The 25337-nt window shown below is 65.4% G+C and carries 26 protein-coding genes and 1 tRNA gene; 16 read left to right on the top strand and 11 right to left on the bottom strand.

What is annotated here, in order from left to right; genetic code table 11:
- Nucleotides 1-61: 61 nt before the first annotated feature.
- Nucleotides 62-1978 (bottom strand): molecular chaperone DnaK, encoded by a 1917-nt coding sequence (dnaK, locus tag ACWPKK_RS12410; RefSeq protein WP_149223776.1) that lies wholly within the window; start codon nucleotides 1976-1978, stop codon nucleotides 62-64.
- 622 nt (nucleotides 1979-2600) lie between these two features.
- Here dnaK and ACWPKK_RS12405 point away from each other — a divergent pair.
- Nucleotides 2601-2804: a hypothetical protein gene (locus ACWPKK_RS12405; RefSeq protein WP_324869219.1), complete on the top strand. Its 204-nt coding sequence runs from the start codon at nucleotides 2601-2603 to the stop codon at nucleotides 2802-2804.
- A 54-nt stretch (nucleotides 2805-2858) separates the two neighbouring features.
- Here ACWPKK_RS12405 and ACWPKK_RS12400 read toward each other — a convergent pair whose 3' ends face one another.
- The 3 genes from ACWPKK_RS12400 to ddpX all read right to left on the bottom strand — a co-directional run bounded on the left by ACWPKK_RS12400 (nucleotide 2859) and on the right by ddpX (nucleotide 5337).
- Nucleotides 2859-3404: a hypothetical protein gene (locus ACWPKK_RS12400; protein ID WP_452004302.1), complete on the bottom strand. Its 546-nt coding sequence runs from the start codon at nucleotides 3402-3404 to the stop codon at nucleotides 2859-2861.
- Nucleotides 3405-3540: 136 nt separating this feature from the next.
- Nucleotides 3541-4593 carry a polysaccharide deacetylase family protein gene (locus ACWPKK_RS12395; RefSeq protein WP_452004300.1) on the bottom strand — a complete coding sequence of 351 codons (1053 nt, stop codon included), beginning with the start codon at nucleotides 4591-4593 and terminating at the stop codon, nucleotides 3541-3543.
- 195 nt (nucleotides 4594-4788) lie between these two features.
- On the bottom strand, nucleotides 4789-5337 hold the full coding sequence (gene ddpX, locus ACWPKK_RS12390; RefSeq protein ID WP_452004298.1) for a D-alanyl-D-alanine dipeptidase: 549 nt from the start codon (nucleotides 5335-5337) through the stop codon (nucleotides 4789-4791).
- 220 nt (nucleotides 5338-5557) lie between these two features.
- Between ddpX and tsaB the strand changes: the two genes are divergently transcribed.
- Together tsaB and ACWPKK_RS12380 are read left to right on the top strand one after the other, a co-directional pair.
- Nucleotides 5558-6334: a tRNA (adenosine(37)-N6)-threonylcarbamoyltransferase complex dimerization subunit type 1 TsaB gene (tsaB, locus tag ACWPKK_RS12385; RefSeq protein ID WP_452004295.1), complete on the top strand. Its 777-nt coding sequence runs from the start codon at nucleotides 5558-5560 to the stop codon at nucleotides 6332-6334.
- On the top strand, nucleotides 6331-6801 hold the full coding sequence (locus ACWPKK_RS12380; protein ID WP_452004293.1) for a GNAT family N-acetyltransferase: 471 nt from the start codon (nucleotides 6331-6333) through the stop codon (nucleotides 6799-6801). Before tsaB ends, ACWPKK_RS12380 begins: the two co-directional genes overlap by 4 nt.
- A gap of 3 nt (nucleotides 6802-6804) precedes the next feature.
- Here the strand turns inward: ACWPKK_RS12380 and ACWPKK_RS12375 are convergent, their stop codons facing one another.
- Nucleotides 6805-7059, bottom strand: coding sequence for a sulfurtransferase TusA family protein (locus tag ACWPKK_RS12375; protein ID WP_324869225.1), 255 nt, complete (start codon nucleotides 7057-7059; stop codon nucleotides 6805-6807).
- Nucleotides 7060-7148: 89 nt separating this feature from the next.
- On the opposite strand from ACWPKK_RS12375, the gene ACWPKK_RS12370 reads away from it, so the two are divergent.
- The 5 genes from ACWPKK_RS12370 to ACWPKK_RS12350 all read left to right on the top strand — a co-directional run bounded on the left by ACWPKK_RS12370 (nucleotide 7149) and on the right by ACWPKK_RS12350 (nucleotide 10999).
- Nucleotides 7149-7562, top strand: coding sequence for a MucR family transcriptional regulator (locus ACWPKK_RS12370; RefSeq protein ID WP_014249126.1), 414 nt, complete (start codon nucleotides 7149-7151; stop codon nucleotides 7560-7562).
- A 401-nt stretch (nucleotides 7563-7963) separates the two neighbouring features.
- Nucleotides 7964-8866 carry a GNAT family N-acetyltransferase gene (locus ACWPKK_RS12365; protein WP_452004288.1) on the top strand — a complete coding sequence of 301 codons (903 nt, stop codon included), beginning with the start codon at nucleotides 7964-7966 and terminating at the stop codon, nucleotides 8864-8866.
- A 7-nt stretch (nucleotides 8867-8873) separates the two neighbouring features.
- The gene (locus ACWPKK_RS12360; protein WP_452004286.1) at nucleotides 8874-9776 is read left to right on the top strand and encodes a lysophospholipid acyltransferase family protein; all 903 of its coding nucleotides are present in this window, start codon (nucleotides 8874-8876) and stop codon (nucleotides 9774-9776) included.
- A gap of 47 nt (nucleotides 9777-9823) precedes the next feature.
- Nucleotides 9824-9897, top strand: a tRNA-Gly gene (locus tag ACWPKK_RS12355).
- A gap of 103 nt (nucleotides 9898-10000) precedes the next feature.
- Nucleotides 10001-10999 (top strand): site-specific integrase, encoded by a 999-nt coding sequence (locus ACWPKK_RS12350; RefSeq protein ID WP_452004283.1) that lies wholly within the window; start codon nucleotides 10001-10003, stop codon nucleotides 10997-10999.
- A 209-nt stretch (nucleotides 11000-11208) separates the two neighbouring features.
- Here the strand turns inward: ACWPKK_RS12350 and ACWPKK_RS12345 are convergent, their stop codons facing one another.
- The 3 genes from ACWPKK_RS12345 to hisS all read right to left on the bottom strand — a co-directional run bounded on the left by ACWPKK_RS12345 (nucleotide 11209) and on the right by hisS (nucleotide 13540).
- Nucleotides 11209-11733, bottom strand: coding sequence for an IS630 family transposase (locus tag ACWPKK_RS12345; protein WP_452004779.1), 525 nt, complete (start codon nucleotides 11731-11733; stop codon nucleotides 11209-11211).
- Complete coding sequence (locus ACWPKK_RS12340; RefSeq protein ID WP_452004281.1) at nucleotides 11633-12064, bottom strand: winged helix-turn-helix domain-containing protein; 432 nt, start codon at nucleotides 12062-12064, stop codon at nucleotides 11633-11635. Before ACWPKK_RS12340 ends, ACWPKK_RS12345 begins: the two co-directional genes overlap by 101 nt.
- Nucleotides 12065-12181: 117 nt before the next feature.
- Entirely contained in the window at nucleotides 12182-13540 is a 1359-nt protein-coding gene (gene hisS / locus ACWPKK_RS12335; RefSeq protein ID WP_452004278.1) for a histidine--tRNA ligase, read from the bottom strand.
- 131 nt (nucleotides 13541-13671) lie between these two features.
- On the opposite strand from hisS, the gene ACWPKK_RS12330 reads away from it, so the two are divergent.
- The 5 genes from ACWPKK_RS12330 to ACWPKK_RS12310 all read left to right on the top strand — a co-directional run bounded on the left by ACWPKK_RS12330 (nucleotide 13672) and on the right by ACWPKK_RS12310 (nucleotide 18211).
- Nucleotides 13672-14136, top strand: coding sequence for an amidohydrolase family protein (locus ACWPKK_RS12330; protein WP_452004276.1), 465 nt, complete (start codon nucleotides 13672-13674; stop codon nucleotides 14134-14136).
- 41 nt (nucleotides 14137-14177) lie between these two features.
- Nucleotides 14178-14951: a hypothetical protein gene (locus ACWPKK_RS12325; protein WP_452004273.1), complete on the top strand. Its 774-nt coding sequence runs from the start codon at nucleotides 14178-14180 to the stop codon at nucleotides 14949-14951.
- A 105-nt stretch (nucleotides 14952-15056) separates the two neighbouring features.
- On the top strand, nucleotides 15057-15353 hold the full coding sequence (locus tag ACWPKK_RS12320; RefSeq protein ID WP_452004271.1) for a hypothetical protein: 297 nt from the start codon (nucleotides 15057-15059) through the stop codon (nucleotides 15351-15353).
- Nucleotides 15354-15356: 3 nt separating this feature from the next.
- Nucleotides 15357-16271 (top strand): hypothetical protein, encoded by a 915-nt coding sequence (locus ACWPKK_RS12315; RefSeq protein ID WP_452004269.1) that lies wholly within the window; start codon nucleotides 15357-15359, stop codon nucleotides 16269-16271.
- A gap of 200 nt (nucleotides 16272-16471) precedes the next feature.
- Nucleotides 16472-18211 (top strand): DUF927 domain-containing protein, encoded by a 1740-nt coding sequence (locus ACWPKK_RS12310; protein ID WP_452004267.1) that lies wholly within the window; start codon nucleotides 16472-16474, stop codon nucleotides 18209-18211.
- Between the two features lie 84 nt (nucleotides 18212-18295).
- On the opposite strand, the gene ACWPKK_RS12305 is transcribed toward ACWPKK_RS12310, so the two are convergent.
- The 3 genes from ACWPKK_RS12305 to ACWPKK_RS12295 form a co-directional block, all read right to left on the bottom strand.
- Nucleotides 18296-18970, bottom strand: a complete 675-nt coding sequence (locus ACWPKK_RS12305) for a sensor histidine kinase (protein ID WP_452004264.1) — start codon at nucleotides 18968-18970, stop codon at nucleotides 18296-18298.
- Between the two features lie 83 nt (nucleotides 18971-19053).
- On the bottom strand, nucleotides 19054-19617 hold the full coding sequence (locus ACWPKK_RS12300) for a hypothetical protein (protein ID WP_452004262.1): 564 nt from the start codon (nucleotides 19615-19617) through the stop codon (nucleotides 19054-19056).
- On the bottom strand, nucleotides 19614-19898 hold the full coding sequence (locus ACWPKK_RS12295) for a hypothetical protein (protein ID WP_452004260.1): 285 nt from the start codon (nucleotides 19896-19898) through the stop codon (nucleotides 19614-19616). Before ACWPKK_RS12295 ends, ACWPKK_RS12300 begins: the two co-directional genes overlap by 4 nt.
- A 581-nt stretch (nucleotides 19899-20479) precedes the next feature.
- Here ACWPKK_RS12295 and ACWPKK_RS12290 point away from each other — a divergent pair.
- Genes ACWPKK_RS12290 through ACWPKK_RS12280 form a run of 3 tightly spaced genes read left to right on the top strand, consistent with a single transcriptional unit; the run spans nucleotide 20480 to nucleotide 25327 of the window.
- Nucleotides 20480-21343, top strand: coding sequence for a WYL domain-containing protein (locus ACWPKK_RS12290; protein ID WP_452004257.1), 864 nt, complete (start codon nucleotides 20480-20482; stop codon nucleotides 21341-21343).
- Entirely contained in the window at nucleotides 21327-24599 is a 3273-nt protein-coding gene (locus tag ACWPKK_RS12285; RefSeq protein WP_452004255.1) for a helicase-related protein, read from the top strand. Before ACWPKK_RS12290 ends, ACWPKK_RS12285 begins: the two co-directional genes overlap by 17 nt.
- Nucleotides 24596-25327 (top strand): DUF4391 domain-containing protein, encoded by a 732-nt coding sequence (locus tag ACWPKK_RS12280; RefSeq protein WP_452004252.1) that lies wholly within the window; start codon nucleotides 24596-24598, stop codon nucleotides 25325-25327. The genes ACWPKK_RS12285 and ACWPKK_RS12280 overlap by 4 nt, the downstream gene beginning before the upstream one ends.
- Nucleotides 25328-25337: the final 10 nt, after the last annotated feature.

Here is a 25337-nt window from a genome sequence, read left to right as displayed (position 1 = left end):
GGCCATCGATGCTCGCGTCAGGTCCGTATCAAAAAGAAGCTGCTGCCCTAAGAGATAAGCCTTAGGCCGACTTCTTCTTGTCGTCCTGGACCTCTTCGAAGTCGGCGTCGACGACGCCCGGCTCGTTCGGCTGGGCGCCCGGCGCCTCGCCGCCCGCAGCCGGGGCCTCGCCCTGGCCGGCCTTGTACATCGCCTCGCCCAGCTTCATCGAAACCTGGGCCAGCGCGTCGGTCTTCGCCTTGATGCCGTCCAGATCCTCGCTGTCCAGCACCGACTTCAGCTCGGCGACGGCAGCTTCCGCGGCGGTCTTGTCGGAGGCCGGGATCTTGTCGCCGTTCTCCTTGATGGTCCGCTCGGTGGTGTGGATCAGGGCGTCGGCATGGTTGCGGGCGTCGACCAGCTCACGGCGCTTCTTGTCGTCGGCCGAATGGGCCTCCGCGTCCTTCACCATCTTCTGGATGTCGGCGTCCGACAGGCCGCCCGAGGCCTGGATGCGGATCTGCTGCTCCTTGCCGGTCGCCTTGTCCTTCGCCGTGACGCTGACGATGCCGTTGGCGTCGATGTCGAAGGTCACCTCGATCTGCGGAACGCCGCGCGGGGCCGGCGGGATGCCGACCAGATCGAACTGGCCCAGCATCTTGTTGTCCTGCGCCATCTCGCGCTCGCCCTGGAAGACGCGGATGGTGACGGCGTTCTGGTTGTCCTCGGCGGTCGAGAAGGTCTGGCTCTTCTTCGTCGGGACCGTGGTGTTGCGGTCGATCAGACGGGTGAAGACGCCGCCCAGCGTCTCGATGCCCAGCGACAGCGGGGTGACGTCGAGCAGCAGGACGTCCTTGACCTCGCCCTTCAGCACGCCGCCCTGGATGGCGGCGCCGATGGCGACCACCTCGTCCGGGTTCACGCCGCGGTGCGGCTCACGGCCGAAGAACTGCTTCACCGCGTCGATGACCTTGGGCATGCGGGTCATGCCGCCGACCAGGATCACCTCGTCGATTTCGCTGGCCTTCAGGCCGGCGTCCTTCAGGGCCGCCTTGCAGGGCTCGATCGTGCGCTGCACCAGGTCGTCCACCAGGGCTTCCAGCTTGGCGCGGGTCAGCTTGATGTTCAGGTGCTTCGGACCGGTCTGGTCGGCGGTGATGAAGGGCAGGTTGACTTCGGTCTGCGTGGTGGACGACAGCTCGATCTTCGCCTTTTCCGCAGCTTCCTTCAGGCGCTGCAGCGCGAGCTTGTCCTTGCGCAGGTCGATGCCCTGCTCCTTGTTGAACTCGTCGGCCAGATACTCGATGACCCGGCTGTCGAAGTCCTCGCCGCCCAGGAAGGTGTCGCCGTTGGTCGACTTCACCTCGAAGACGCCGTCGCCGATCTCCAGCACGGAGATGTCGAAGGTGCCGCCGCCCAGGTCATAGACCGCGACGGTGCCGGTGCCCTTCTTCTCCATGCCGTAGGCGAGCGCGGCGGCCGTCGGCTCGTTGATGATGCGCAGCACGTCCAGGCCGGCGATCTTGCCGGCGTCCTTGGTGGCCTGGCGCTGGCTGTCGTTGAAGTAGGCCGGGACGGTGATGACCGCCTGCGTGACCTTCTCGCCCAGATAGTTCTCGGCGGTTTCCTTCATCTTGGTGAGGATGAAGGCGCTGATCTGGCTGGGGCTGTACTTCTTGCCGTGCGCCTCGACCCAGGCGTCGCCGTTGTCGCCGGAGATGATGCGGTAGGGAACCAGACCCTGGTCCTTCTTCGTCAGCGGATCGTCGAAACGGCGGCCGATCAGACGCTTGATCGCGAAGAGGGTGTTTTCCGGATTGGTGACCGCCTGGCGCTTGGCGGGCTGGCCGATCAGCCGCTCGCCGCCCTGGCTGAAGGCGACCATGGACGGCGTGGTCCGCGCGCCCTCGGCGTTCTCGATCACCTTGGCGCTGCCGCCTTCCATCACGGCGACGCACGAGTTCGTGGTGCCGAGGTCGATACCAATCACTTTGCTCATGTTCAGCCTCTTTCGTTCGGCAGATGCGTGGCGGCCCGTCTGGTCCGGCACCGCCGCGATCCCCATTGGGTCGGTGAAACGTCGGTGGAGCGCTTGAGGGTCCGGCCCATGGAGTTCCGATCCATGGGGTCCGGCCCGTGCTGGCGGAGATATAGGCGGAGCCGTTTCGGGCTGCAACAGGGTGGCGCGCCTTTCGGCCTGCAAAAGCGGGGAAAAAACGCTGCAGTCCCGTCCTTCCCGCAGGCGTTGCCGATCCGCGTCCCGCGGCAGTAGAATACAGATGCATTTAAATCCGCGAAGATGAATATCCCGATATTCACCCCGTCCGATTCAACTCGTCACAAGTGTTACAAGTGAATAATGGTTCGACTATGAACCATCTTCTGAAGTTAACCTTTCATTAACAAGCAGCGGCGTGCAAAGCTGCTTCCAATCAATTCGCGGTTGCTGTGCTTATTCATGGAACGACAAATCTATTAGTGAAACCACAAAAGGAATATGCTATCTCCTTTGCGCTATAGGGTATGACCGCAAAGGGTCGGACCGGCGACGTTTGCGCCGCTGCCACCACTGCATGCGGTTCCATGCAAAGCTGGTCACACAGGTGTGAAAGGGAAGCGCGATGATGGACGAACGACGCGATGTGGCCCTGGCCATCAAGTCCTGCCTGGACAGCCTGATGAGCGACGCGACGCGTTGCGATCTGGACGACCTCGCGCGCTTCATCAGTCTCGCCGCCATGGCCGCGGAAGAGGCGGCGGTTGCCCACGATCCGAAGTCAGTCCGCCTGAAGGCGCTGATGGCCACCGGCGCCGGCCACTGCTGACCGGCATGCCGTCGTTCGGCATATCGGCGTTTCGGGCACGGCAGCCGTCAGGATCTACAGTATTTCCGCATTGCGGATGGCGTCGTCGATCCGGCCCAGCATTTCGGCGCAGGAGTCGTCGCCATCCATCAGGGCGGGCAGCGCGAAGCTGAACATCGCGACCGCGGCCACCGCTCCCCCCACGGTCCCTGCCGCTTGCGCGCGTTCGGCGCCGACCAGCCACAGGTAATGGGTCTCGGCCCGGCCGTCTTCTTCCGTCCGCATCATTGCCTGGGCGATCACCGCGCCGTCGGCACGGCTTTCCACCGTCCGGTCACCGGCCCGTGGATCCTGCGGCCTGACGAAGCGCAGGGCCATCTCCTGCAGGGTGCCGGCCACGCCGCCGGATTCCGGCCGCGGCGTCACCCGGTCGGTCACCAGCCGCAGCACGCCGGCGGCCGGGGGCGGCGGACGGAAGCTGCCGACGGGCTGGCCCTCATGCTCCTCCACATCGACCGCCCAGCCCGGCGGAAGGCGGAACCGCACCGTATCGGCCCAGCCGATGTCGGATCCCGGTCCATTCGTCGCTTGTCCGTTCTGCTTCTGGTGGCCTTGCGCCATCGCTCCCTCCCGGGTTTGCCGCGCACGCCGCAACGGCGCGCCAGGGCCGGCACCATAGGCGCCACAGGCCGTGCCGCCAATGCCCTATCGGAGCCCTTGGGCTTTGATGAAATCCCCGGGGGAACGCTTCAGCCGGTCATTCCGGGATCAGGAACTGCACGCCCAGCCAGCGCCAGCGGCCGTCGGCGGTCGGCAGGGTACAGTTGACGCGGGCGCGGCCCGGTGGGAATGGATCCTTGATCCGGACCTCCACCCGGTCTTCCGCGATGCGTTCCAGCGCGGTGCGGCCCTGGCCGGTGGCGAAGCAGGCCAGCTTTGAACTGTCCCCCACCCCGTCGGCGATGGTGAAGCCCAGCGGGGGCGGATTGACGGTGACCAGAGGGTCGTCGGGCGTCAGGTCCGACACCGGCAGCGGCAGGGCGTTGGCCGCCAACTCGAACCGGTCGGCGCTGCCATAGGTCTCGTTCATGACGAAGCGCGGCAGGCCCCAGGGATCGGCCTGGGCGTGCAGCACGCCCGACTGCTGGCCGAAGGCGGCGGCGAAGCCCTGGTCCATCACCAGCTGCCGCACCGCCAGCGAATATTCCCCTTGCGGGTAGGAGAAGATCGTCGGGCGCCGTCCCAGCTCCGCCTGGAAGCGGTCGGACATCCGGCGCAGGTCGGCGGCCAACTGGTCCGGGCTGCGCGCCAGCATCGACTGTGTCGAGGTGCCGAGCGCGCCGATGGTGACGCCGGCCGCCGCCAGCTGCCGGATTTCGCCCCAGGTCATGTGGGTGGGAGAGCCGCGGTCGACCGCGTCGGTCGCGACGAACAGCGTGAAGGGCAGATTGGCCGCCTTCAGCCGCGGCCAAGCCTCGGTGAAGGCGGAGCGGCTGGCTTCGTCGATGGTGATGGCGACCGTGCGGTCGGGCAACGGCTTCCCGGTGCGCAGGGCGTCCAGGATCTTCGGCAGCGGCAGCACGCGGTAGTCGCCGTCCGTCAGCTCGTCCAGATGGGCTTCGAACTGGTCGATGCGGATGCTGATCGAGGGGTTCTGGTCCTCGCCGAAGCGGTCATAGGCGAAGACGACCGCGCTGGCGCCATGCGGGGAAGCGGAGTCGGCCATGGCCGGCCGCGACGCTGGCACGAGCGCAGTCCAGACGGACAGCGCGGCGGCAGCGAGAACCTTGACGGCACGACGGAACGGCATGGCGCCCTGCGGAATAGGCTGGCCGGGACGACCTCCGCCCCGACGCAAAGGGTGTGCCATAGTCTCCGCCATGCGAACAAGCGTCGACCGCCACTTTCCCGCTGAGGGCAGCGATGCGGTGCGCGCGTGCAACAATGGAACGCGTGATCCGCAGCACACGCCCTGATACCGGGGCGCCGGGATGGCGCCCGCAGCCTACATCAGCCGCCCGCCGGCGGCGGCGTCGGTCAGCAAGGGATAGCGCTCCGCATCCGGCAGCTGGTAATGCCACCATTCGGAGGGGTAGTGCTCCCAGCCCGCGGCGACCATCACGCCCAGCAGCATGGCACGGTTGCGCTGCTGCTCCGCGCTCAGGTCGCTGCGGCCATGGTGCGACCGCTCCGTCATCGCGTCGAACCCGGTGCCCATGTCCAGCGGCACGCCGGCGGCATCGGCAAGCGTCAGGTCGATCGCCACGCCGCGGGTGTGGTTGGAGCCCAGCCGGGGGTCGGCGATGTAGGTCGGATCGGAAAAGGCGTGCCAAAGCCGCCATTGCGCCTCTGCCGGGCGGAAGGCATCGTACACCCGCAACCGGCAGCCGATGCCGCGCGCCAGCCGGATGGCGTCGGTCAGCCGGCGGGCCGCGTCGGGGTGCAGCATGCACACCGCCGACCGGTAGATCGGCGCGCCCGACAGGTTGTCGGCGGTGGCGTAGAGAAGCTCCAGGTCGATGTCGAAGGCCGGGGGCGCGATTTCGGTCAGCATGGAAAGGGCAATCGTCGGCGTATTGGGAAGAGGCACGACCTCTAGCATGGCGCCGGCGCCGCCTGCCATGGTCGCGGGTCTGCCATGCCCAGGCCGGCGGGCCATGCAGGCTCGTGCGGGATTGTGCCCGGCCGGCAATCCATGGTGAAGGCAGGCTCGTATGAAGACGGACCGGCGTGGCGGCAAACCCGATACGGCGGCGGTTAAGGAAGGTGGGGCGATGAAGGTTCTGGGTCTGGATACGGCGACGTCCGGCTGTTCGGCCGCACTGTGGGAGGGGACGGCCGGCTTGGCGGGTGCCCCGACCGGTGCGCCACGCGTGACCGTGCGGCGCAGCGCCCCGATGGCGCGCGGGCAGGCCGAGGTGCTGGTGCCGCTGGCGCAGGAGGTGCTGGCAGAGGCCGGCGCCGCATTCGACGACCTCGACCGCATCGCCGTCACCGTCGGGCCGGGGGCCTTCACCGGGCTGCGCATCGCGCTGGCCGCCGCCCGCGGGATCGCCGTCGCACGGGATCTTCCGGTGGTGGGCATCACCAGCTTCGACGCCATCGCCCATGGTGTGCCGGAGGCCGAGCGCGCCGGGCGACCCCTGCTGGTCGCCGTCGACAGCCGGCGGGCGGAGCCTTTCCTGCAGCTCTATGATGCCGCGCTGGCGCCGGTGGGGGAGCCGGCGATGCCGGACCCGGCGGCGATCCCCGGCTGGCTCGACGCGCTGTGCCCATCCGGACCGTTGCTGCTGGCCGGCGACGCGGCGGCGGCGCTGGTCCCGCTGCTGGCCGGTCGGTCCGGGCTGGAGGTGGCGGCGGGCGACGGGTTGCCGGATGCCGCGGTGGTGGCGGCGCTGGGGGCCGCCCGTCCGACCGGCCTGCCGGCCGAACCCTTCTATCTTCGGCCGCCCGACGTCACCCTGCCGAAGGCGGCCACCGTGCAGAAGGCGGCCGGTGCCAAGGCCGGCCTTGGGGACGGCCCTGGGGCCGGGTCTGGAAACGGGTCGTGACCGCGCCCGCCGTCCGCCTTCACCCTGCCGGCCCGCTGGAGTCCGGGGTGGTCGCCGCCCTGCAGCAGGCCTGCTTCCCCGAGGATCCCTGGGATGAGGCGTCGGTCGCCACCCTGACCGCTCCGCCTGCCGGTTTCGCCGTCATCGCGCTGGACGTGCAGGACCAGCCGGTCGGTTTCGCCATGGCCCGGGTCGCGGCGGAGGATGCGGAGATCCTGGCCATCGGCGTGCTGCCGCAGGCCCGGCGGGGCGGCGTCGGCCGCCTGCTGGTCGAGGCGGCGGTCGCCGGGTCCCGTGACCTGGGAGCGACTGCGCTGTTTCTCGAGGTCGCCGAAGACAACCAGGCGGCATGGACTCTATACAAGGCTTGCGGCTTCTTTTCCGTCGGACGCCGTCCCGGATACTACAAACGACCTGACGGCCGGGTCGCGGCGCTTGTCCTGCGCCGCAATCTCGACGGGGCATAGGGGTTAATTTTTCTGCACGATCAGGCGGTGGACTCCCTCCGGTTCATCCAATCGTTCGGGGTGGACAGACAGAATGCTGTGACCCAACTCCAACAAGGATCGTGGAACGTTTTCCAAGGGTTCGCCCGCATTCAGCCGGACTTCGAGAGTCTGCCCCGCGTCCATCCGCTCCACCATCAACTTGGTCTTGACGAAGGTTAACGGACAAACCTGCGAGGTGATGTCGAGAAACAAGTCTGTGGAGCTTTTTTCGGTCACCGATTCCTCTTTGTTCCAAAGGATGGATATTGCACGCCGCAGAAAACCTCTTTATATGGTGAGGTACGAATGCCGCGGAGCAAGCTTACATGAGCAACGGGTCCCCTTCCAACGCGCTGTTGTCTCTGACCACGGAGATCGTGGCGGCGCATGTCTCCAACAATACAGTCGCACTGACCGATCTTCCGACCCTGATCGAACAGGTCTACAAGTCGCTGGCCAACGTCGGCACCGAACCGGTGGTGGCGGAGGAGCGGCCGCAGCCCGCAGTGCCGATCAAGAAGTCGGTCACGCCGGACTATATTGTGTGCCTGGAAGACGGCAAAAAGCTGAAGATGCTGAAGCGCCATCTGAAGACGGCGTACAATATGACCCCAGAAGAATACCGCGACCGCTGGGGCCTGCCGGCCGACTACCCGATGGTTGCGCCGAACTACGCGCGCCAGCGCAGCTCGCTGGCCAAGCAGATCGGCCTCGGCACCCGCGCCCGCCGCGGCGCCTGAGGATCGGAGTTTCCGCAGGGCGGGCGGACGCCGATCACGACGCCCCCGCTCTGGCCCACCCTCCTCCGGTCCATACTCTTCCGGTGCGCCTTGCGTCCTGGGCCGCCGCTCCCGCCCTTTCGCGGTCGTCCCACTTGCGGTGACCTGAAAACCTCACCTGAAAACCGTGGTGGCCAGGCGATCGCCCCCAAACCATAGGCCCGACGCCCTTGCCTGCAGGACCGCGGATGCCGGTTACGGCCGGCCGGCGGCGCCATACGATGTCGGTTGACCGGGAACCGCCTGATCGTGTTATCCCTTGCGTTGCGTGCGACGCTGTTCGTCCCGACGTGGCCGCCTGGGCCCCTGCGGAGACAGCCGGCGCGGCGCATCGTCCCGAACCATCGCAGCGGACCGTCGACATGGCTGATGCAAGCTTGGACCAGCCGGACATGACCCGGACCAGCCCGGAGCTGGGCGAAGCCTCCGCACAGGACGCCGCCGGTTCCGATGCGGCGGTTTCCGGCAGGCTCATGGACGGCATCCGCCTGGGCACGCTGGAGGTGCGGCTGGCCCGGTCAGCGGAGGAGATCGATTGGGCGCAGGCCCTGCGCTACCGTGTCTTCTACGAGGAGATGGCGGCGATCCCCTCCCCCGCCATGCAGGCCCAGGGCCGCGACTTCGACGATTACGACGATGTGGCCGACCATCTGCTGGTCATCGACCATGCGCGCGGCAACGGTCCGGACATGGTGGTCGGCACCTATCGCCTGATCCGCCGGCCCGCCGCCGAGAAGGTCGGGCGGTTCTATTCCAGCGACGAGTACGACATCGGCCGGCTCGCCAGCTATCCCGGCGAGGTGCTGGAACTGGGTCGGTCCTGCGTCGACGCCGGCTACCGGAGCCGCGGCAGCATGCAGCTGCTGTGGCAGGGCATCGCCGCCTATGTCTTCCAGCATGACATCGCCCTGATGTTCGGCTGCGCCAGCCTGCCCGGTACCGACCCCGATGCCTTGGCGGAGCCGCTGTCCTACCTGTACCACCATCACCTCGCCCCGCCGGAGCTGCGGGCGACGGCCCTGCCGGAACGCCATGTTTCGCTGGACCGCATGCCGAAGGACCGCATCGATCCCCGACGGGCGCTGAACATCCTGCCGCCGCTGATCAAGGGCTATCTGCGCCTGGGCGGGTTCATCGGCGACGGTGCGGTCATCGACCATCAGTTCAACACCACCGATGTCTGCATCGTGGTGAAGACCGACCTGATCACCGACAAGTATTTCAAGCATTACGAACGTCGCAGCCGCGACAGCCAGGGCAGCTGAGGCGATCATGACCCGTACCGCGCGCGCCCTGGGATCGTCCGGCCGCGGGGCCCTGCGCCTGAGCCTGTACCTGCTGTGGACCCTGCTGCTGATTCCGCTCCAGGCTTTGGCCGTGGCGCGGGGATGGCGGCTGTGCCGCACCCTGCCGCGCTTCTACCACCGCGTCTGTACCCGGCTGATGGGGCTGGACGTGGTGGTGCGCGGCGAACAGGTGGCCGGCGGGCCGGTTCTGTTCGTGTCCAACCATTCCTCCTACTTGGACATCTCGGTGCTGGGGTCGCTGATCCCCGGTTCCTTTGTCGCCAAGACGGAGGTCGGGACCTGGCCCTTCTTCGGCCTGCTCGCCCGCCTTCAGCGCACGGTCTTCGTAGAGCGCAAGGCGCGCACCTCGGTCGACAAGCAGCGCGACGACATCGGCGGCCGCCTGGATGCCGGCGACAGTCTGATCCTGTTTCCGGAAGGCACCTCCAGCGACGGCAACCGCACCCTTCCCTTCAAGACCGCGCTGTTCGCCGTCGCCGCCCGCCGCATCGACGGCCGTCCGCTGACTGTCCAGCCGGTCAGCGTCGCCGCAACCCGGCTTGACGGCATCCCGATGGGCATCGCCTTCCGCCCCTTTTATGCGTGGTACGGCGACATGGATCTGGTGCCGCACCTGTGGCAGGCCTTCCGCCTCGGGGGCATGACGATCGAGGTGGAATTCCACCCGCCGGTGACCATCGACGGCTTTTCCAGCCGCAAGGCTCTGGCGGACCATTGCCAGCGCGTGGTCGCCGACGGCGTCGCCCGCGCCATCTCCGGCCGTCCCGACGCGCCGGTCCGGGCCAAGGATGCCGCTCCCCAGCCAGCGGCCTCTCCCACTCCAGCCTCCGCTCCGGCGATCAGCGATCCTGCGCACGGGAGTGCTTGATTCCGCTCTTGTATCCGCCGCGCCGCTCGCCTATAAACAGCGGGCGCGCGGGTGTAGCTCAATGGTAGAGCAGAAGCTTCCCAAGCTTACGACGAGGGTTCGATTCCCTTCACCCGCTCCAATATCTTCAATGCCTTAGCCGCCATCCCCGCCGTCCGTCTTGCACGTTTGGGACGAATTTGGGACACTGCCCTGTGGGACAGCAGGGGAATCAGTGGGGTGGTATGGCGACCCTGACCAAGCGCGGCGAGCGCCAGTGGCAGGCTAAGGTCCGGCGCAAGGGCCATTCTCTCAGCGAGACGTTCGAGACCAAGGCGCGCGCGGAAGCGTGGGCGCGGCAGGTCGAGGCGGAGATCGACGCGGGGCGCTTTCAAACGGGCCAGAAAGAGGCGGCGCGCACCACGCTGCAGGAGGCGCTGGAGCGCTACCTTCTGGAGCGCGTGCCGCTGAAGAAGGGGGTCAAGCAGGCGACTGGCCTGGCGCGCGCGTGGCAGCGCTCAAGCTTAGCCCGCCGTCCCTTGGCCGCCATCCGCAGCGCCGACATCGCCGCTTGGCGGGACGCGAAGCTGAAGGAGGCGGGGCCGCAGACCGTCGTCCACCACCTCAACCTGCTCTCCAACCTCTACAATGTGGCTGCCACCGACTGGGGGCTGGAGAGCTTGGCCAATCCGGTGGCCCGGGTACAGAAGCCGGCCTTGCCGGGCGGGCGCGAGCGCCGGCTCATGCCAGGCGAGGAGAAGCGCCTGCTGGACGCGTGTGCTGTATCCAAGAGCGGATGGCTGCTGCCCATTGTGCGCTTGGCGCTGGCCACCGCCATGCGTCAGGGCGAGCTGGTGGGGCTCACCTGGAGCGACGTCGACCTGACCCGCCGCACCATCACGCTGAGGGAGACCAAGAACGGCACCACGCGCACGGTGCCGCTATCCACGTCGGCGCTGGCGGTGCTGGGCGAGCTGGCGGCGGCGCGCGGGGATGGCGGGGAGCGGCTGTTCCCCATCGCGGTCGGCCGTGCCGTGACGCACGCCTTCACCAAGGCGGCCACAGCCGCCGGCCTGGAGGATCTGCATTTCCACGACCTACGGCATGAGGCCACCAGCCGGCTGTTCGAGCGCACCACCCTGCGCGACGTGGAGATCGCGTCCATCACGGGGCATAGGACCATGGAGATGCTGAAGCGCTATGCGCATTTGCGCGCCGGCGATCTGGCCGACCGTTTAGGGTGAAGTCAGGCAAGGGGGCGGCGTATTGGCTGCCCGAACCAATAATACCGACTCTCTTATGAAATGACCTTCTGAAGCCAAGGCGGGAAGCAGAGGGATTTGATGCGTCCGGTTTCGGCGACGAGCGCGTTCCAGGCGTCGCAACAAGCGTCGATGATGGCGTTCTGATCGGGAAAGACCCGCAGCGATATCAGCTTCTCGCGTAAGAAGAGCTAGATCCGCTCGACCGGGTTGCACTCGGGCGAATAGGGCGGCAAGGGCGCGAGGGTGAGGTTGGTCGGAATGACCAAGCTCTTGCTGGCGTGCCAACCGGCGCCGTCGAGGACCATGACGGCGTACTCGTCCGGAGCCAAGGTGGCGGCGAAATCGCCGAGGAAGCGGGTCATAGCGACGGTGGACACCGTCGGCAGGACCAGGGCGAAGCTGTCCCCCGTCTTGGGTTCGACGGCGGCATAGAGGTTAGTCCAGTCGAACCTCTGGTCGCACAGGCCGGGCGGACGCTGGCCCTTCAGCCACCAGCGATGGCACAGCCGCCCCTTCTGCCCGAACCGCGCCTCATCCTGGAAAAACACGCGCAGGCGCTGGCCGGGGTGGGCCTCGGCGGCCTGCGTCGGGGCGCTGCGAAGCCCCCCTTTTTTAGCGCTCCTGCGCTTTGCTCTCGGTTTTCGGGTGAACCGGCCGGGCCTTCTGGCGGGACAGACCCAACCGCCCCAAAATCCGCCCGCCCCTGTGCGGATGGAAGGTTTTGCCGAATTTGGTGGCAATCCACACTGCCAGCGCCGTGGTGTTCAAGGCCGCCTGCTCCGCCTCGCTCAGCCACTCCACCCGGTGCCCCTTCGGCCGCTCGAACAGCCCCGCGCCCCCTTGCGTGTTGTAGCGCCGCACCGCGTCCCACAACGCCTGCCGCTCCATGCCCGCCAAGCGCGCCGCCTCCGCACGCTCCAGCCCACCCAGAGCGTTGGCGATGGCATAAGCCCGCGCCGCCGCTCGGCCGTTGCCGCACCGCCGTGCCCAGTGCCGCAGGGCCGCCGCCGTCATCCCTTCCGCGATCTTGAGGCTTGCCGACATGGTCACCCCCCACTCCTGGTGGAGCTTCAGTGAATCATGCTCGCCATAATTAGGAAAGCCCGTACGGTCCGAGAGTCAGTTCAGCCGTGAGCCGGTATCACAGCGTTTCATTCCGTTTCATCCGCGCCCGAGCAGCGCCTTCACCCGCTCGGCCAGCTCGTTCAGCGGCACCTCGACCTGCTCGCCCTTGACGAGGTGCTTCACGGTTGCCGTGCCGCGGGCCTTCTCATCGGAGCCCATGAGGACAACCACGGGGATGCCGGCCTTGTCGGCGTACTTCATCTGCTTGGCGATCTTGCCGCCTTCCAGCTGGATCTCGGTGTTGAGCCCGGCGGCGCGCAGCTCGGCGGCCATGCGGAAGTAGTCCGGGCCGAGCGCTGCGTCCATCTGGGTGACCAGCACCTCGGCCGTGGCGCCGGACTCCTTGATCAGGCCGGCGTCCATCAACTGGTAGAACAGGCGCGTGGCGCCGATGGAGATGCCGACGCCGGGCAGGGTGGACTTGGTGTAGTGGCTCGCCAGATTGTCGTAGCGCCCGCCCGAGCAGACCGAGCCGATGCCCTTGTGGTCGTTCAGGAAGGTCTCGTAGACCGTGCCGGTGTAGTAGTCGAGGCCGCGGGCGATGGCGAGGTTGATGCGCACATAGCCCTCCGGCACCTGGAAGGCCTTCAGCCCCTCGATGACGGTGGTCAGCTCGTCGACGCCCTTCAGGAAGGTCTCGTTCTCAATGCCGAGCGCGCGCAGGGCGGCCAGCGTCTCGTCGTTCGACTTGTCCTCGGCGATCAGGGAGAGGAGCTTGTCGGCGACCCCGCCCGGCACGTTCAGCGCCTCGCCGGTCAGGTTGGCGCGCACCTTGTCGCGGCCGATCTTATCGAGCTTGTCGAACTCGCGCAGCACCAGCACGCGGGTCTCGGCGTCCGACAGGCCCAGCCCGTCGAGCAGGCCGAGCAGGATCTTGCGGTTGTTGACGTTGATGGTGAAGCCGCCGAAGTCCAGCTCGCGGAACACGTGGTAGATCACCGCCGGCATCTCGGCGTCGTAGTGCAGCGACAGGCTGTCCTTGCCGATCACGTCGATGTCGCACTGGTAGAACTCGCGGAACCGGCCGCGCTGGGCGCGCTCGCCGCGGTACACGCGCTGGATCTGGTAGCGGCGGAACGGGAAGGCGAGGTCGCGCTCGTGCTCCGCCACATAGCGGGCCAGCGGCACCGTCAGGTCGAAGCGCAGCGCCATCTCGGGCTTGTGGCCCTGCGCGATGGCGCCGGTGGACTGCACGAAATAGACCTGCTTCTCGGTCTCGCCGCCGGACTTGGTGAGCAGCGTGTCCACCGTCTCGAACACCGGGGTCTCGACGGGCACGAAGCCGAAGCGCTCGTAGCCGCGGCGGATGGTGTCCAGCATGCGCTGGAAGGCGACCTGCTGGCGCGGCAGCAGTTCCATCACGCCGGGCGGGGTGCGGGGGGTGATCAGGCTCATGGTGTCCGGTTCCGGTGTCGGGAGGTCGCCGTTTTTAGCGGCTTTCCCGGCGGGCGTCATCCCCTCAAACCGTTGAAGAGAGGCGGGGGGAGCGTCTACAACACGCCCGTCCCCGGCCTGCGGAGTTCGCCATGCCCACCGACCGCCTGATCCTGCGCCGCCCCGACGACTGGCACGTGCACCTGCGCGACGGCGCCATGCTGAAGGCGGTGCTGCCCTTCACGGCGCGCCAGTTCGGCCGCGCCACCGTCATGCCGAACCTGAAGCCGCCGGTGGTCACCACCGCCGACGCCCGCGCCTACCGCGACCGCATCCTGGCCGCGCTGCCGGACGGGTTCGCCTTCACGCCGCTGATGACCGCTTACCTGACCGACACCACCGACGCCGGGGACATCGCGCGCGGGGCGGCGGAGGGCGTGTTCGCCGCGGAGAAGCTCTACCCGGCCAACGCCACCACCAACAGCGCGCACGGCGTCACCGACCTGACGCGGGTGGAGGGTGTTCTGGAGCGCGTGGCCGAGATCGGCCTGCCGCTGCTGATCCACGGCGAGGTGACCGACCCAGGCGTGGACAATTTCGACCGCGAGGCCGTCTAACATCAGATCATCAGGGCAAATTTGGAGAAGGGGGGATTGGAATGGTGTTGGTCGGCGATTGCTACCGCACGACGGAGATTGCGCGTGAATTCAAGGAGCGCCGTTTGGGGGGAGCGGATACGTTCCTGAAGTGTTTGCAGGACGGCAGTCTAGAAGCTCATATCGACTTTCCCTCGTTCCTGCCGCGCCAAGTGCTGGTGCCCAAAGAAGTTTGGTCAGAGATGGATGATTCCGACTTGCTTCCAGCCTTTCCCGCCCGCGGCAAGGAGGATGAGGTCGAACAGATCGAAATCAAACCAACATTTGCGGTACAAGACGAGTTGAAGGCCATATCGAACGTTGCCTCTGCCGTAGCCCGCCGGGACCTTACGCTTATTGATGGCCGCTATCACAGACATCTTAACGACGAAGATTTGATTAAAGATCCCATGTTGGATGCGGACTGGGAAGCTTTGATCAAAAAGTTCAGCAGATGGCGAGGGCTGCTGGCGAATGCTGCGAGCTGGAAGGTCGAGGTGAAGTTCAGCCGGGACGCTTGGCAACGCTTCGTCAGCGCCGAAGGTCTCGCTGGGGAAAGTGCGCCGGAGAAGCCTGGGCGCAAGCAGTTTGAACATTGGGATGCGCTGTTTACGGAAGCTCTGTTGCGGGTGTGGCGTGGCGAGCCGATCAAAAGCCGAAGGGCCCTTGCGGAGGAACTGGAAAAGTGGGTAGCGAATACCTACCCCAATTTGCTGGTGAACGCCCGGCCCAAGGTGGACACCATTGCGCGCCGCCTTGTTGAGATCGAGCAGAGAGCTGGCAAAACCTTCGGATAATGCGGAGCAATTGTTAATCCCAATGTCCCGCTGGGACACTGCTGCGACCTTCACTCCACCCCGAGGCAATCAGTGGGAATGCCAGGGAAACCGGAGTGAAAACCGATGCGTTGTTCTACCAAGCATAACCTCAAGGGCGGCGCGGCCCGTCCGGCGCTCGACGATTTGTCCGAGGGCATCCACCAGAGCTCTTTGCAGCCCCCCCGTTTCCAAGACGAGCTGCTGACCGAAGATAACCTGAAGGACCGCTGGAAGCTCGCCTCGGCCAAAAAGCTGCAGGCCGACCGCGTCAAAGGTATCGGCTGCCCTTTCGTGCGCATCGGCCGCTGCGTCCGCTACCGCCTCTCCGACGTGGTCGCCTATGAGCTTGCCAATCGCCGCCAGTCGACCGGAGAGGGTTGATCCATGACCCGTTCATCCCGTCCGTTCAATCCCTGGCGCTACGAACTGCCCAGCGAGGAGCATGATCCGCAGTATTCGCTTGAGGGTTTCGAGTCCACGGTGGCCGTCTACAAGTGCCAGGAGAAGCTTGTTTCCGACATCCTGCGCGGGAGCAACCGGCCGACAGCCATTCTGCGTGGCCACCTCAGCACCTGTAATCCCCCGATCGCGCCGTGCAGCAGCGCGGCCTGTCCGGTCTGTCTGCGCCGCATGCGACGGTGGTGGGGCGGCGCCGGCATAGCGTTGCTGCAACAGCTGCGTTGGCGTCCGGGTATGGGGGTCACGGCGACGTTGGTGCCGCCAATCCGCTTCGATGCCGACTCCCTGCACACCTTCGACATCCAGCGCGTGTCCGCGCGCATCAGCAAACAGCTGAGCCGTTCTCCCCTGGCGGATCAGATCATGCTGGGCGGGTGGGATTTTTCCTTTAACCGACATAAAGACGGTCGCTGGGATCCCTTTTGGCAGCCGCACCTGTACGTGCTTTTGCCGCAAGCAGCCGATCGCAAGATGGTCAAGGGCATACTCAGCGACCTGTTTCCGAGTACCGAGACGGCGCCAAAGCCGGTCATGGTCAAGTCGTTGGTCAAGCATCCCCTATCGCCGCTGACATATAGCTACAAGGCCACCTTCGAGCATCGAAGCGGGTATGTCGACGACGATGGCCGCGACAATACCAGTCACTATCCGCTCCGGGAGGCACAGCAGCGGGAGTTAAGGCTTTTTCTGCATTCCATTGGCTTCACCGGTCGCCTGTTCCTGCGGAACGTCCGCCGTCGTGCAGACCGTTTGGTCCCCGAAGCCGAGCAGCCTTCCTGTCAGCGTGATTCGTCACCCAAACACGGCGAAATCACTCCCCGTCGCCGCAATCCCTTCTGACAGGGCCGATTTGGAAGGTGACGAGGGGCAACACTGCATTGTGTGTCCCCTCGTCACCTTCCACTCGGGCCGCCTTCCCAAAAACCCATGGGCCCAACGCGCCATACGCGTGCAGCGCGGTGAGCAGTGAGCAGTGAGCAGTGAAGTGAACGCTGCGCGTCCTGCCGCCCCAGGGCTCTCGTTCTGCCAGGAGCACATCTATGAGCAACGTGACGACCAAACAGCCCGAGTTCAGCACCAATTTGAAGCGGGGTCTGCGGTATCGCGTAGGTGACGGCGGTTGGCAGCGGGTGTCAGACTACATCGAGGTGACCGCCCTTGCGCAGGAGGAGGGCGATCAGCGCTACCTTGTTCGCCTGCAGTTCGCCGACCTCGACGGGGGCACTCGCATACTTGATCTGCCTCGCCATTCCTTCACCAACAGCCGACAGATCATCGAAAAGCTGCTGGATGCCGGCTTCCAAGTTCCCATCGAGCGGGAGCAGCGCGCCCTTTTGTTGCGCTATCTGCAGACAGTAATCCCAGCGGCCCGGCTTGTCCTGTTGAGCCGGTCCGGCTGGTATGACGGGGCGTACATCATGGCAGACGGCACTGTGGTGGGCAAGACCGCCAGCGGTGTGGTGATCGCTCATCAGCCGGCCCATGGCTCATCTGGCGGGACGGTCGTCGCCGGCATCAAAGGCGACTTCGAGGTATGGCAGAAGGACATCGCGGCCGTGGCGCTGTTCAGCCATCGCCTTTTGGCAGCGCTGTGTTTCGGTTTGGCGTCCATGCTGCTGGCCCTGACCACCGTCGAAACCGCACTGATCCATCTCTTCGGTCTATCCTCCAAAGGCAAGACGATTTGCCAACTGGCGGCCCTGTCGATGTTTCAGCGTGCTGTGAAAACGGAACTGATTTCCTGGAACCTCACGCCAAATGCCCTGGAAGAGATCGCCGCCCTTCATTGCGACCGACTCTTGGTCCTGGACGAGGCTGGGCTGCTGTTCGGCAGCAATCCCCGGGCTGGCGTCGAGGCAGCTCACGACATTGCATTCAAGCTCGTAGGTGGAAATGGACGCCGCCGCTCGCGCCATTTTGCCACGGCGTCCAAGACGCCCGACTGGTCTTGGCGCCTGATGGGGCTCAGCAGCGGGGAGAAGTCGTTTACGGAGATGGCAGCGGTGGCGGGGATCGCGCGGCTTGAGGGTGAAGAGGTGCGCATCATCGACATCCCGGCCATCATGGACGAGGAGACCGGCGTGTTTCACCGGGTACCGCGCGGCACCAGTTCCGCAGCCTTAGCGCTGCGCGTGGAAGCGGCAGCCCAGACGCATCATGGCCATGCGGCCCGCGCATTCATGGAGGCCCTGACGCAGCGTCTCCACGCGGACCGGGAACGGGTGCTGAAACGGATCGCCTTGCGCAGCGATGAGTTCATGAGTGCGGCCGGGGTGTCGACGGACAGCTGGGAGCGGCGCTACGCCAGCCGCTTCGCGCTGGCCTATGCCGCAGCCTGCTTGGCGATCGCCGCAAAGATCGTCCCCTGGCAGCGTGAGGAGGCGCTGGAGGCTTTGGTGGACACCTACCAAGCGGCGCGTGCTGTCCCGAAGGACGGTGAGGTACAGGCACAAGCGGCCATGGTCGAGGTGTGGAAAAACGTTTGCGCGCAATTGCTCGCACGAAAAGCCAGCACCCCTGGCGACCATCCGCCATCGGTAGGTTCCTATTACGTCAAGATGGACGAGGATCACGGGCGTCTGTTCTTGGTCCCTCCCGAGACGATGGAGCACTGGGTAGGGGACAAACGCCTGCGCGTCCGCTTGGGCAAGTGGATGCGGGAACAGAAGCTGTTGGTAACGACAAGCCGGGGGCTGCCGACGCGGCAGGTTGAACTTCTGGGAATCAGGGGACGCCCGACCTACTATTGCATTCGTGCGGGGGCCGTGGAGCGGGAGTAAGGCATGATAGCCCCGGCGCGTCACATGGAGAAAGCCGGGGCTCCTCCCCGCCAAGGAGCATCCTGTCCCGCAAGCGGTTCCGACTCAAGTAGCCGCCTTCAGTACGATGTCGAAGCGGGTGCCGCGTCCGGGCGCGGAGCTGACAGCGACGGGATGATCCAACTGGGCTGCCAGCCAGCGGACCGACGCCAAGCCCAGCCCGGTTCCGGCGGTGGGACCGAAGCACCGACCGCCTTGGAACAGCTGGTGCAGCCGGGCGGCCTCCATGCCCCGCCCCTGATCGCACACCTCTACGCGGATCAGGCCCCGGCAGCGGTGCACGCCCACCAGCACGGATCCACCACCGGCGTGGCTGAGCGCGTTGACGACCAGGTTACGCAGCACGCGCTCCAGCCGCCCCCGCTCGCTGATGACGACGGCCTTGGTCGTCAGCACCCGCAGCGCCACCCCGTGCGCCGCCGCGATCGACGCGCACTGCTTGCCCACCTGCGCCAGCACCGGGCCCAGCGGGGTCGGGCCCAAATACACGTCCTGATCGGCCGCCGCCGTGACCGCGCCCCCCACCATGGCGTCCATGGCGGCGAGGGCGGCGTGCAAGGCATCGATGAGGCGTGCGCGGTCGCCGTCCTCGGCGCGCGTCAGCAGGTCGGTGAAGAGCCGGGCCGCCTGGAGCGGCTGCTGCAGGTCATGCAGCAGGTAGGCGAAGGGGGCGGCGGTGGGGGTCAGGACGGGCGTGTGCGATCGGGTCTGGGTGTCCATGGATGAACGCTCCCTGAGTTGTTTGCGGGGGAGGTTGGCGCAGTGAGCAGCGAGGGCGGCGGCGCTTGGCTTTCCGCCAGGTGTCAGGTGGCTGGGCTGAGGGCGAGCAGGAAGAGCGTGCAGGGTGCGAGGTGATACCGCGCGGCGTCGCGCTCAAGCCCGGCCTCGCACGCGCTCAGCATCAGCTGCCGGCGTGCCCCGCTGTCGGCCAGGATCAGGCTGCCTTGGCCGACGCGCCGGATCACCGTCCAGTGGGCCAGCTCGCCGCCAATGCAGGTGATGGCGGCGTGGCCGGGCTGGTCTAGGTAGCCGGTGACGGCACCCAGCCAGTCGTCCAGAGGCAGGGCTTCGACGTCGGCGAAGGGCCGGTGCCATTTGAGGGTGAGACCAGCGCGGGGAAGCCAGCGCGCGGCGTCGCCTAACAGGTCGTGGAGCTCCTCCGGGGAGACCCCGTCGGTCAACATGTCCAGCAGCACGCGGCGCCTCTGGGCGCCCTTGGCCATGGCGCGGAACAGCGAGCGGCTGGCGTGCGGGCTTAGGATGCGGCCGCCGGAGGCGGCGAGGCGCACGGCGTTGACGACGCAGTAAAAGGCACACAGCGCGTCCAGCGCCCCCTGCTGGAAGGCGCCCGGGGCCTCGCCGCTCATGGCTTGGCCCCGCTGTCGGGAGCGGCTGTCGCACCGGAGTCGGGGGCTGCGTCGGCGGCGGTGACGGTCAAGCGCAGCAGGCGGCAGGGGGCCGCCGGTGGTGCGTCCAGCCAGCAGAGGTCCTTGGGTGTGGGCACGCTGACATGCCAGGCGATGCGAAGCGGCCCGTGAAGGATCAGGCCCGACAGGTTGGGTACGCCGAGGCCGGGATGGCACAGGTTAGCATGGTCGGCCAGGGTGTGAAGGGCCGCAGGCAATGCGGTGTCTGTGACGTTGAGCACGCCGGCGACAAGCCAGACCGTCGTTCCTGGTGGAGTCGGGACCGTTGAACTCACATTGCTGGTTGAGTTTGGTGGATTCATGGGCAATTGAAACCTTGGCTGTTGTGGTGGAGCATGGGCGTGACCACGCCGCCCCTGGTTGCTGGGGCGGTCGCGTGGCCTATCTTTGGATGCGTGATGCGCGGTGAAGTCGCGGCCAACGTGAATCCTGGCGTCACGCGGATGGCGTTGGCTACAGGTCAGAGCACTAAAGCGTCAGCGTCGGGAGGGATGCGAACGGGCGACGGCACGACTCCGTGCTGCCGAGCCTACTCCGCAAGAAGAGGCTCTTGGGAAAGTGCCAGCAAGAGGGGTTGGGCTCTCGAAGCCGCGCGCTGCGCGCTATGGCATGGCTTCCATATGGCGCAAGCCCACAACCACTATAGCATGTTTTTAGTGCAAGATAAACAGCTATAATTAGGTTGTAGCGCTCACGCAGTGCCAAAACCGATTGATAGCGCCGCCGGGTTTCGGCTAGCCTAGCATCAATCCAGAAACTGGGTGTGTCCAGTTTGCGTGGGATGGGAGCGGGAGAGCGCGGCGTGGAGCGAGACACGGCGTCGGAACTGCGGTGGGGTGTTGAGCGGCGTCTCGAGTTCATCGAGTTCCGCCTGTTCTGGGAGGGGCACGTCAACCGCGGCGACCTCATGGACGCCTTCGGCGTTTCCATCAACCAAGCGTCCACCGACCTGAACCGCTACCTCGGCATGGCGCCGGACAACATGGTTTACGACAAGAGTGCCCGGACCTACGTCAGGGGCGCGCGGTTCGCCCCCCTGTTCTTGAAGCCGGACGCCAGCCGCTATCTCTCCCAACTTCGCTCCGTCGCCGACGGCATCCTGGACCAAGCCGCCGCCTGGATCGGCCAGCTCCCGCCTTATGATGCCACGCCCACGCCGGTGCGGGGCGTCCACGCCAAGATACTGCGGTCAGTGGTGGCAGCGATCCGGCGGTCGGAGGCGATCGAGGTCAAGTACCAGTCCCTCTCCCGACCAGAGCCGCGCTGGCGCTGGATCGCCCCCCATGCCCTCGCCTTCGACGGCTTCCGTTGGCACGCCCGCAGCTTCTGCCATGAGAACAGCTGCTACAAGGATTTCCTACTTTCCAGGATTATCGAGACCGGTGCGACCCGGTCGGGTGAGATTGCACCATATGCGGATGCTGAATGGAACGAAGAGGTGATCCTGGAGATTGGGCCGCACCCTGACCTTTCGGACACGCAACAGAAGGTCATCGCGCTCGACTACGGGATGCAGAACGGTAAGGGGCGGATTCCGGTCCGGAAGGCGCTGCTCTACTACGCCCTGAAACGATTGGGCCTGGACACTGCCCCCGCCGCGCGCCGGCCCCAGGACCAGCAGATCGTGTTGCTCAATCGCGAGGTCGTCGATGAAGCTCATCGATAACACCTCTCAGCTCTTTGGCGATGACCTCAGGGGTACGATCACCCCTGGGGCCCGGCTGCGCATTGCCGCATCCTGCTTCTCGATCTATGCGTTCGAGGCGCTGAAGGCAGAGCTGTCCAAGGTCGAAAGCCTACAGTTCATCTTCACAGCGCCGACATTCGTCCCAGCGGACGCGACTGATCGCCTCCGCAAGGAGCGGCGCGAGTTCTTCATTCCCAAAGCCAGACGGGAAAGTGGGCTCTATGGAACGGAGTTCGAAATCCAACTCCGCAACAAGCTTACGCAGCGGGCCGTGGCTCGTGAATGTGCCGATTGGATCCGGAAGAAGGCCAGGTTCCGGTCCAACTCGACCAAGGCGCCGATGCAGCAGTTCATCCACGTCGATAGAGCGGACGGCGGGATGGCCTACATGCCGATCGCCGGCTTCACGGCAGTCGATCTCGGCTATCAAAAGGGAGACGCTGTCTCAAACTTCGTGACGCGCTTCGACGATCCCAACCATGCGCAGATGTACCTTCAGCTGTTCAGCCAGATCTGGACGGATCCGGAGAAGGTCCAGGACGTGACTGCTGCCATCTGTGACCACATCGAGTCGGTTTACCAGGAGAACTCGCCGGAGCGCATCTACTTCATGATGCTCTACAACATCTTCCGGGACTTCCTGGAGGACATCGATGAAGACGTTCTTCCGAATGACCTGACCGGCTATCGGGACAGCGTGATCTGGAACAAGCTGTTCAATTACCAGAAGGATGCGGCCACCGGCATTATCAACAAGCTGGAAACCTACAACGGCTGCATCCTCGCCGACAGTGTTGGCCTCGGGAAGACCTTTACGGCGCTCGCCGTTATCAAATACTACGAGCTGCGGAACCGCTCGGTCTTGGTGCTGTGCCCGAAGAAGCTGGCCGACAATTGGCGGAACTACAACACCAATCTGACAACCAATATCCTGGCCAAAGATCGGTTCAACTACGACGTCCTGTGCCACACCGATCTGTCCCGAACGTCGGGGGAGTCGTTCGGCATTCCCCTGAACCGGGTGAATTGGGGCAACTACGATCTGGTTGTCATTGACGAGTCCCATAACTTCCGGAACAACGAGGTCTTCAAGGACCGGGAGACCCGGTATCAGAAGCTGATGAACAAGGTCCTTCGCGCTGGCGTGAAGACCAAGGTTCTAATGCTCTCCGCCACGCCGGTGAACAACCGCTTCTCCGATTTGCGCAATCAGCTGGCACTGGCCTACGAGGGACAGTCTGAAGCGCTGAGCCGGAAGCTCAAGGGTGACACCAGTGTCGAGGAGGTGTTCCGCCGTGCCCAGAGGGCGTTCAATGCCTGGACGGCATTGCCGCCGGACGAGCGGACGGCGCAGGTTCTCCTGAAGAATCTAGACTTCGATTTCTTCGAGCTGCTGGACGCTGTGACGATCGCGCGGTCGCGCAAGCACATCGAGACCTTCTACGATACTAGGGATATTGGGAAGTTCCCGCAACGCCTGAAACCGCACTCTTTTCATTGTCCGATCACCACGCGGCCGGACGTGATGAGCCTCAACGACATCTTCGCCCAGCTGGCGATCCTGAAGCTCGCGGTGTATGCGCCGATCAGCTACATCCTGCCAAGTCGGCTCCGGAAGTACGAAGAAATCTACGACACGCGGGTTGAAGGCAACCGTGGGAAGCTGCGCCAGGCCGATCGCGAGCGCAGCCTCCAGGCGCTCATGACGACGAACCTTCTCAAGCGCCTTGAGAGCTCGGTAGCGGCCTTCCGGCTGACGCTGCGGTCGTTGGCCGGCAATATGTCCCGCACGCTGGGTGCGATTGCCGAGTTTGAGAAGACTGGCCGCGCAGACAGCGTGACCGATCATTTGGCGGAGATGAGCGCGTTTGATCCGGAGGATGAGGACCTATCGGGGCTCGACGAGTTCACCGTCGGCAATAAGGTGCTGATCAGCCTTGCGGACATGGACCTGCCCTCATGGAAGCACGACCTATCAGCGGACCTTGCGCTGATCAACGATCTCATCGGGTCGATGGACAAAGTCGCGCCGGAGGACGACGCCAAGCTCCAGCACCTGCTGTCCGTGATCCGGCAGAAACTGGAGACCCCGCTCAATCCGGGGAATCGGAAGGTGCTGGTGTTCACGGCGTTCGCCGACACGGCCAACTACCTCTACGACCACCTTGCGCCGTTCGCCCGCGGGCTTGGGCTGAACGTGGGCAAGGTCACCGGTTCGGGCGCGCCGAAGACCACCCTGGCGAAACCCTATGATTTCCAGGGGGTGCTGACGCTGTTTTCTCCGCGGTCGAAGGAGAAGGCTGTTGTCCTGCCGCATGAGCCGGGCGAGCTGAACATCCTGATCGGAACGGACTGCATCTCGGAGGGCCAGAACCTCCAGGACTGCGACTTCCTGATCAACTACGACATCCACTGGAACCCGGTCCGCATCATCCAGCGGTTCGGGCGGATCGACCGCATCGGCTCGCCCAACAGCCAGATCCAGCTGGTCAACTACTGGCCCGACATCACGCTCGACGAGTACATCAACCTCAAAGAACGCGTCGAAAACCGGATGGTGATCACCGACATCACCGCCACGGGCGACGACAACGTGCTCACCGCCAAGTCGAGCGACATCGCCTACCGCAAGGAACAGCTCAAGCGGCTTCAGGACGAGGTGATCGAGCTGGAGGATGTGAAGGCCGGCATCTCCATCACCGACCTGGGCTTGAACGACTTCCGCATGGACCTGCTCAACTACGTCAAGGAGCACGGCGAGCTCGACAGCGTGCCCCTCGGTATGCACGCGGTCGTTCCAGCGCAGCCTGGATTAGGGTTCCAACCCGGCGTTATCTTCGTGCTGAAGAATATTCACGACGGTGTGAACATCAACCAGCAGAACCGGCTCCACCCGTTTTACCTGGTCTATATCGGCGACGACGGGCAGATCGTGGCTGACCACACTGAGGTCAAGCGCCTGCTCGACCTGATCCGCACCAGCTGCAAAGGACGCATTGAGCCAATCCACGACGTCTGCCGCATCTTCAACGAGCGCACCGCAGACGGGCGCGATATGGGCCGCTATTCCGACCTCCTTTCCAGCGCGATCCGCTCCATGATCGAGGTGAAAGACGAGAAGGACATCGACAGCCTCTTCAGCGGCGGGCGGACTACGGCGCTGACCCACACCATCAGAGGGCTGGACGACTTCGAGCTGATCGCCTTCCTGGTCATCGAAGGGGGCGGTGCATGACCCTCTACGACTGGCCCCGCGCTGCCGCGTTTGGGCGCGTGATACCCAAGAACAAGATCTACGAACACGCCGGGGCGAATGCGGCGCTGAAGGACCTCTTCGTGCGCGAGGTCGATCAGATCGTCTGGTCGCACAAGCTGGCACCTGAGACGGTCAATCTGGCGACCGCCAAACAGGTGGCGGAAATCCAGGTGTTCCGCCTCACCGCGCGTACCGCGATGCTGGACCACGACGTGCTGCACGCCATCGACAAGGCCATTCCCTTTCCGCTGATCTTCGAGGTCGTCCATGGTGGCCGCGTCAAGCTGGCAGCGGCCTACAAGCGGCCAAGCGAGGCCGACAGCGCCCGCTGGGTCGTGGGCGACTACTTCGAGGGTGACTGGCTGCCAGAGGGAGCGCCGCGCGCGCCGCTTCCGGTCGCGCTGAACATGGGCTCGCTGTATGAGAGGTTGCTTGAGCCTTTAGTGGCGGCGCAGACGGCTCAGCAGGTCCCCGATGCAGGTGAAGCACCGGAGGTCGCCGTCTCCTCTGCCGTACCGGACGTGCCCGTGTCGCTGGAAGAGCGTATCGCACAAGCGGAGGCAATCAAGGCTCAGGCGCGCGAAGTCGAGCGGATCAAGGCACGGCTGGCGCGCGAGAAGCAATTTAACAGGCGCGTGGCGATCAACGCCGAGCTGCGTGACGCCGAACGTCAACTCAACGAATTGAAAGCAAACCTAGCCAAGTGAAGGATGTAAC

The sequence above is a fragment of the Azospirillum largimobile genome, from assembly GCF_977007025.2.
Note: the sequence above shows the minus strand (reverse complement) of the source record. Positions and strands in the feature narration are given on the sequence as shown.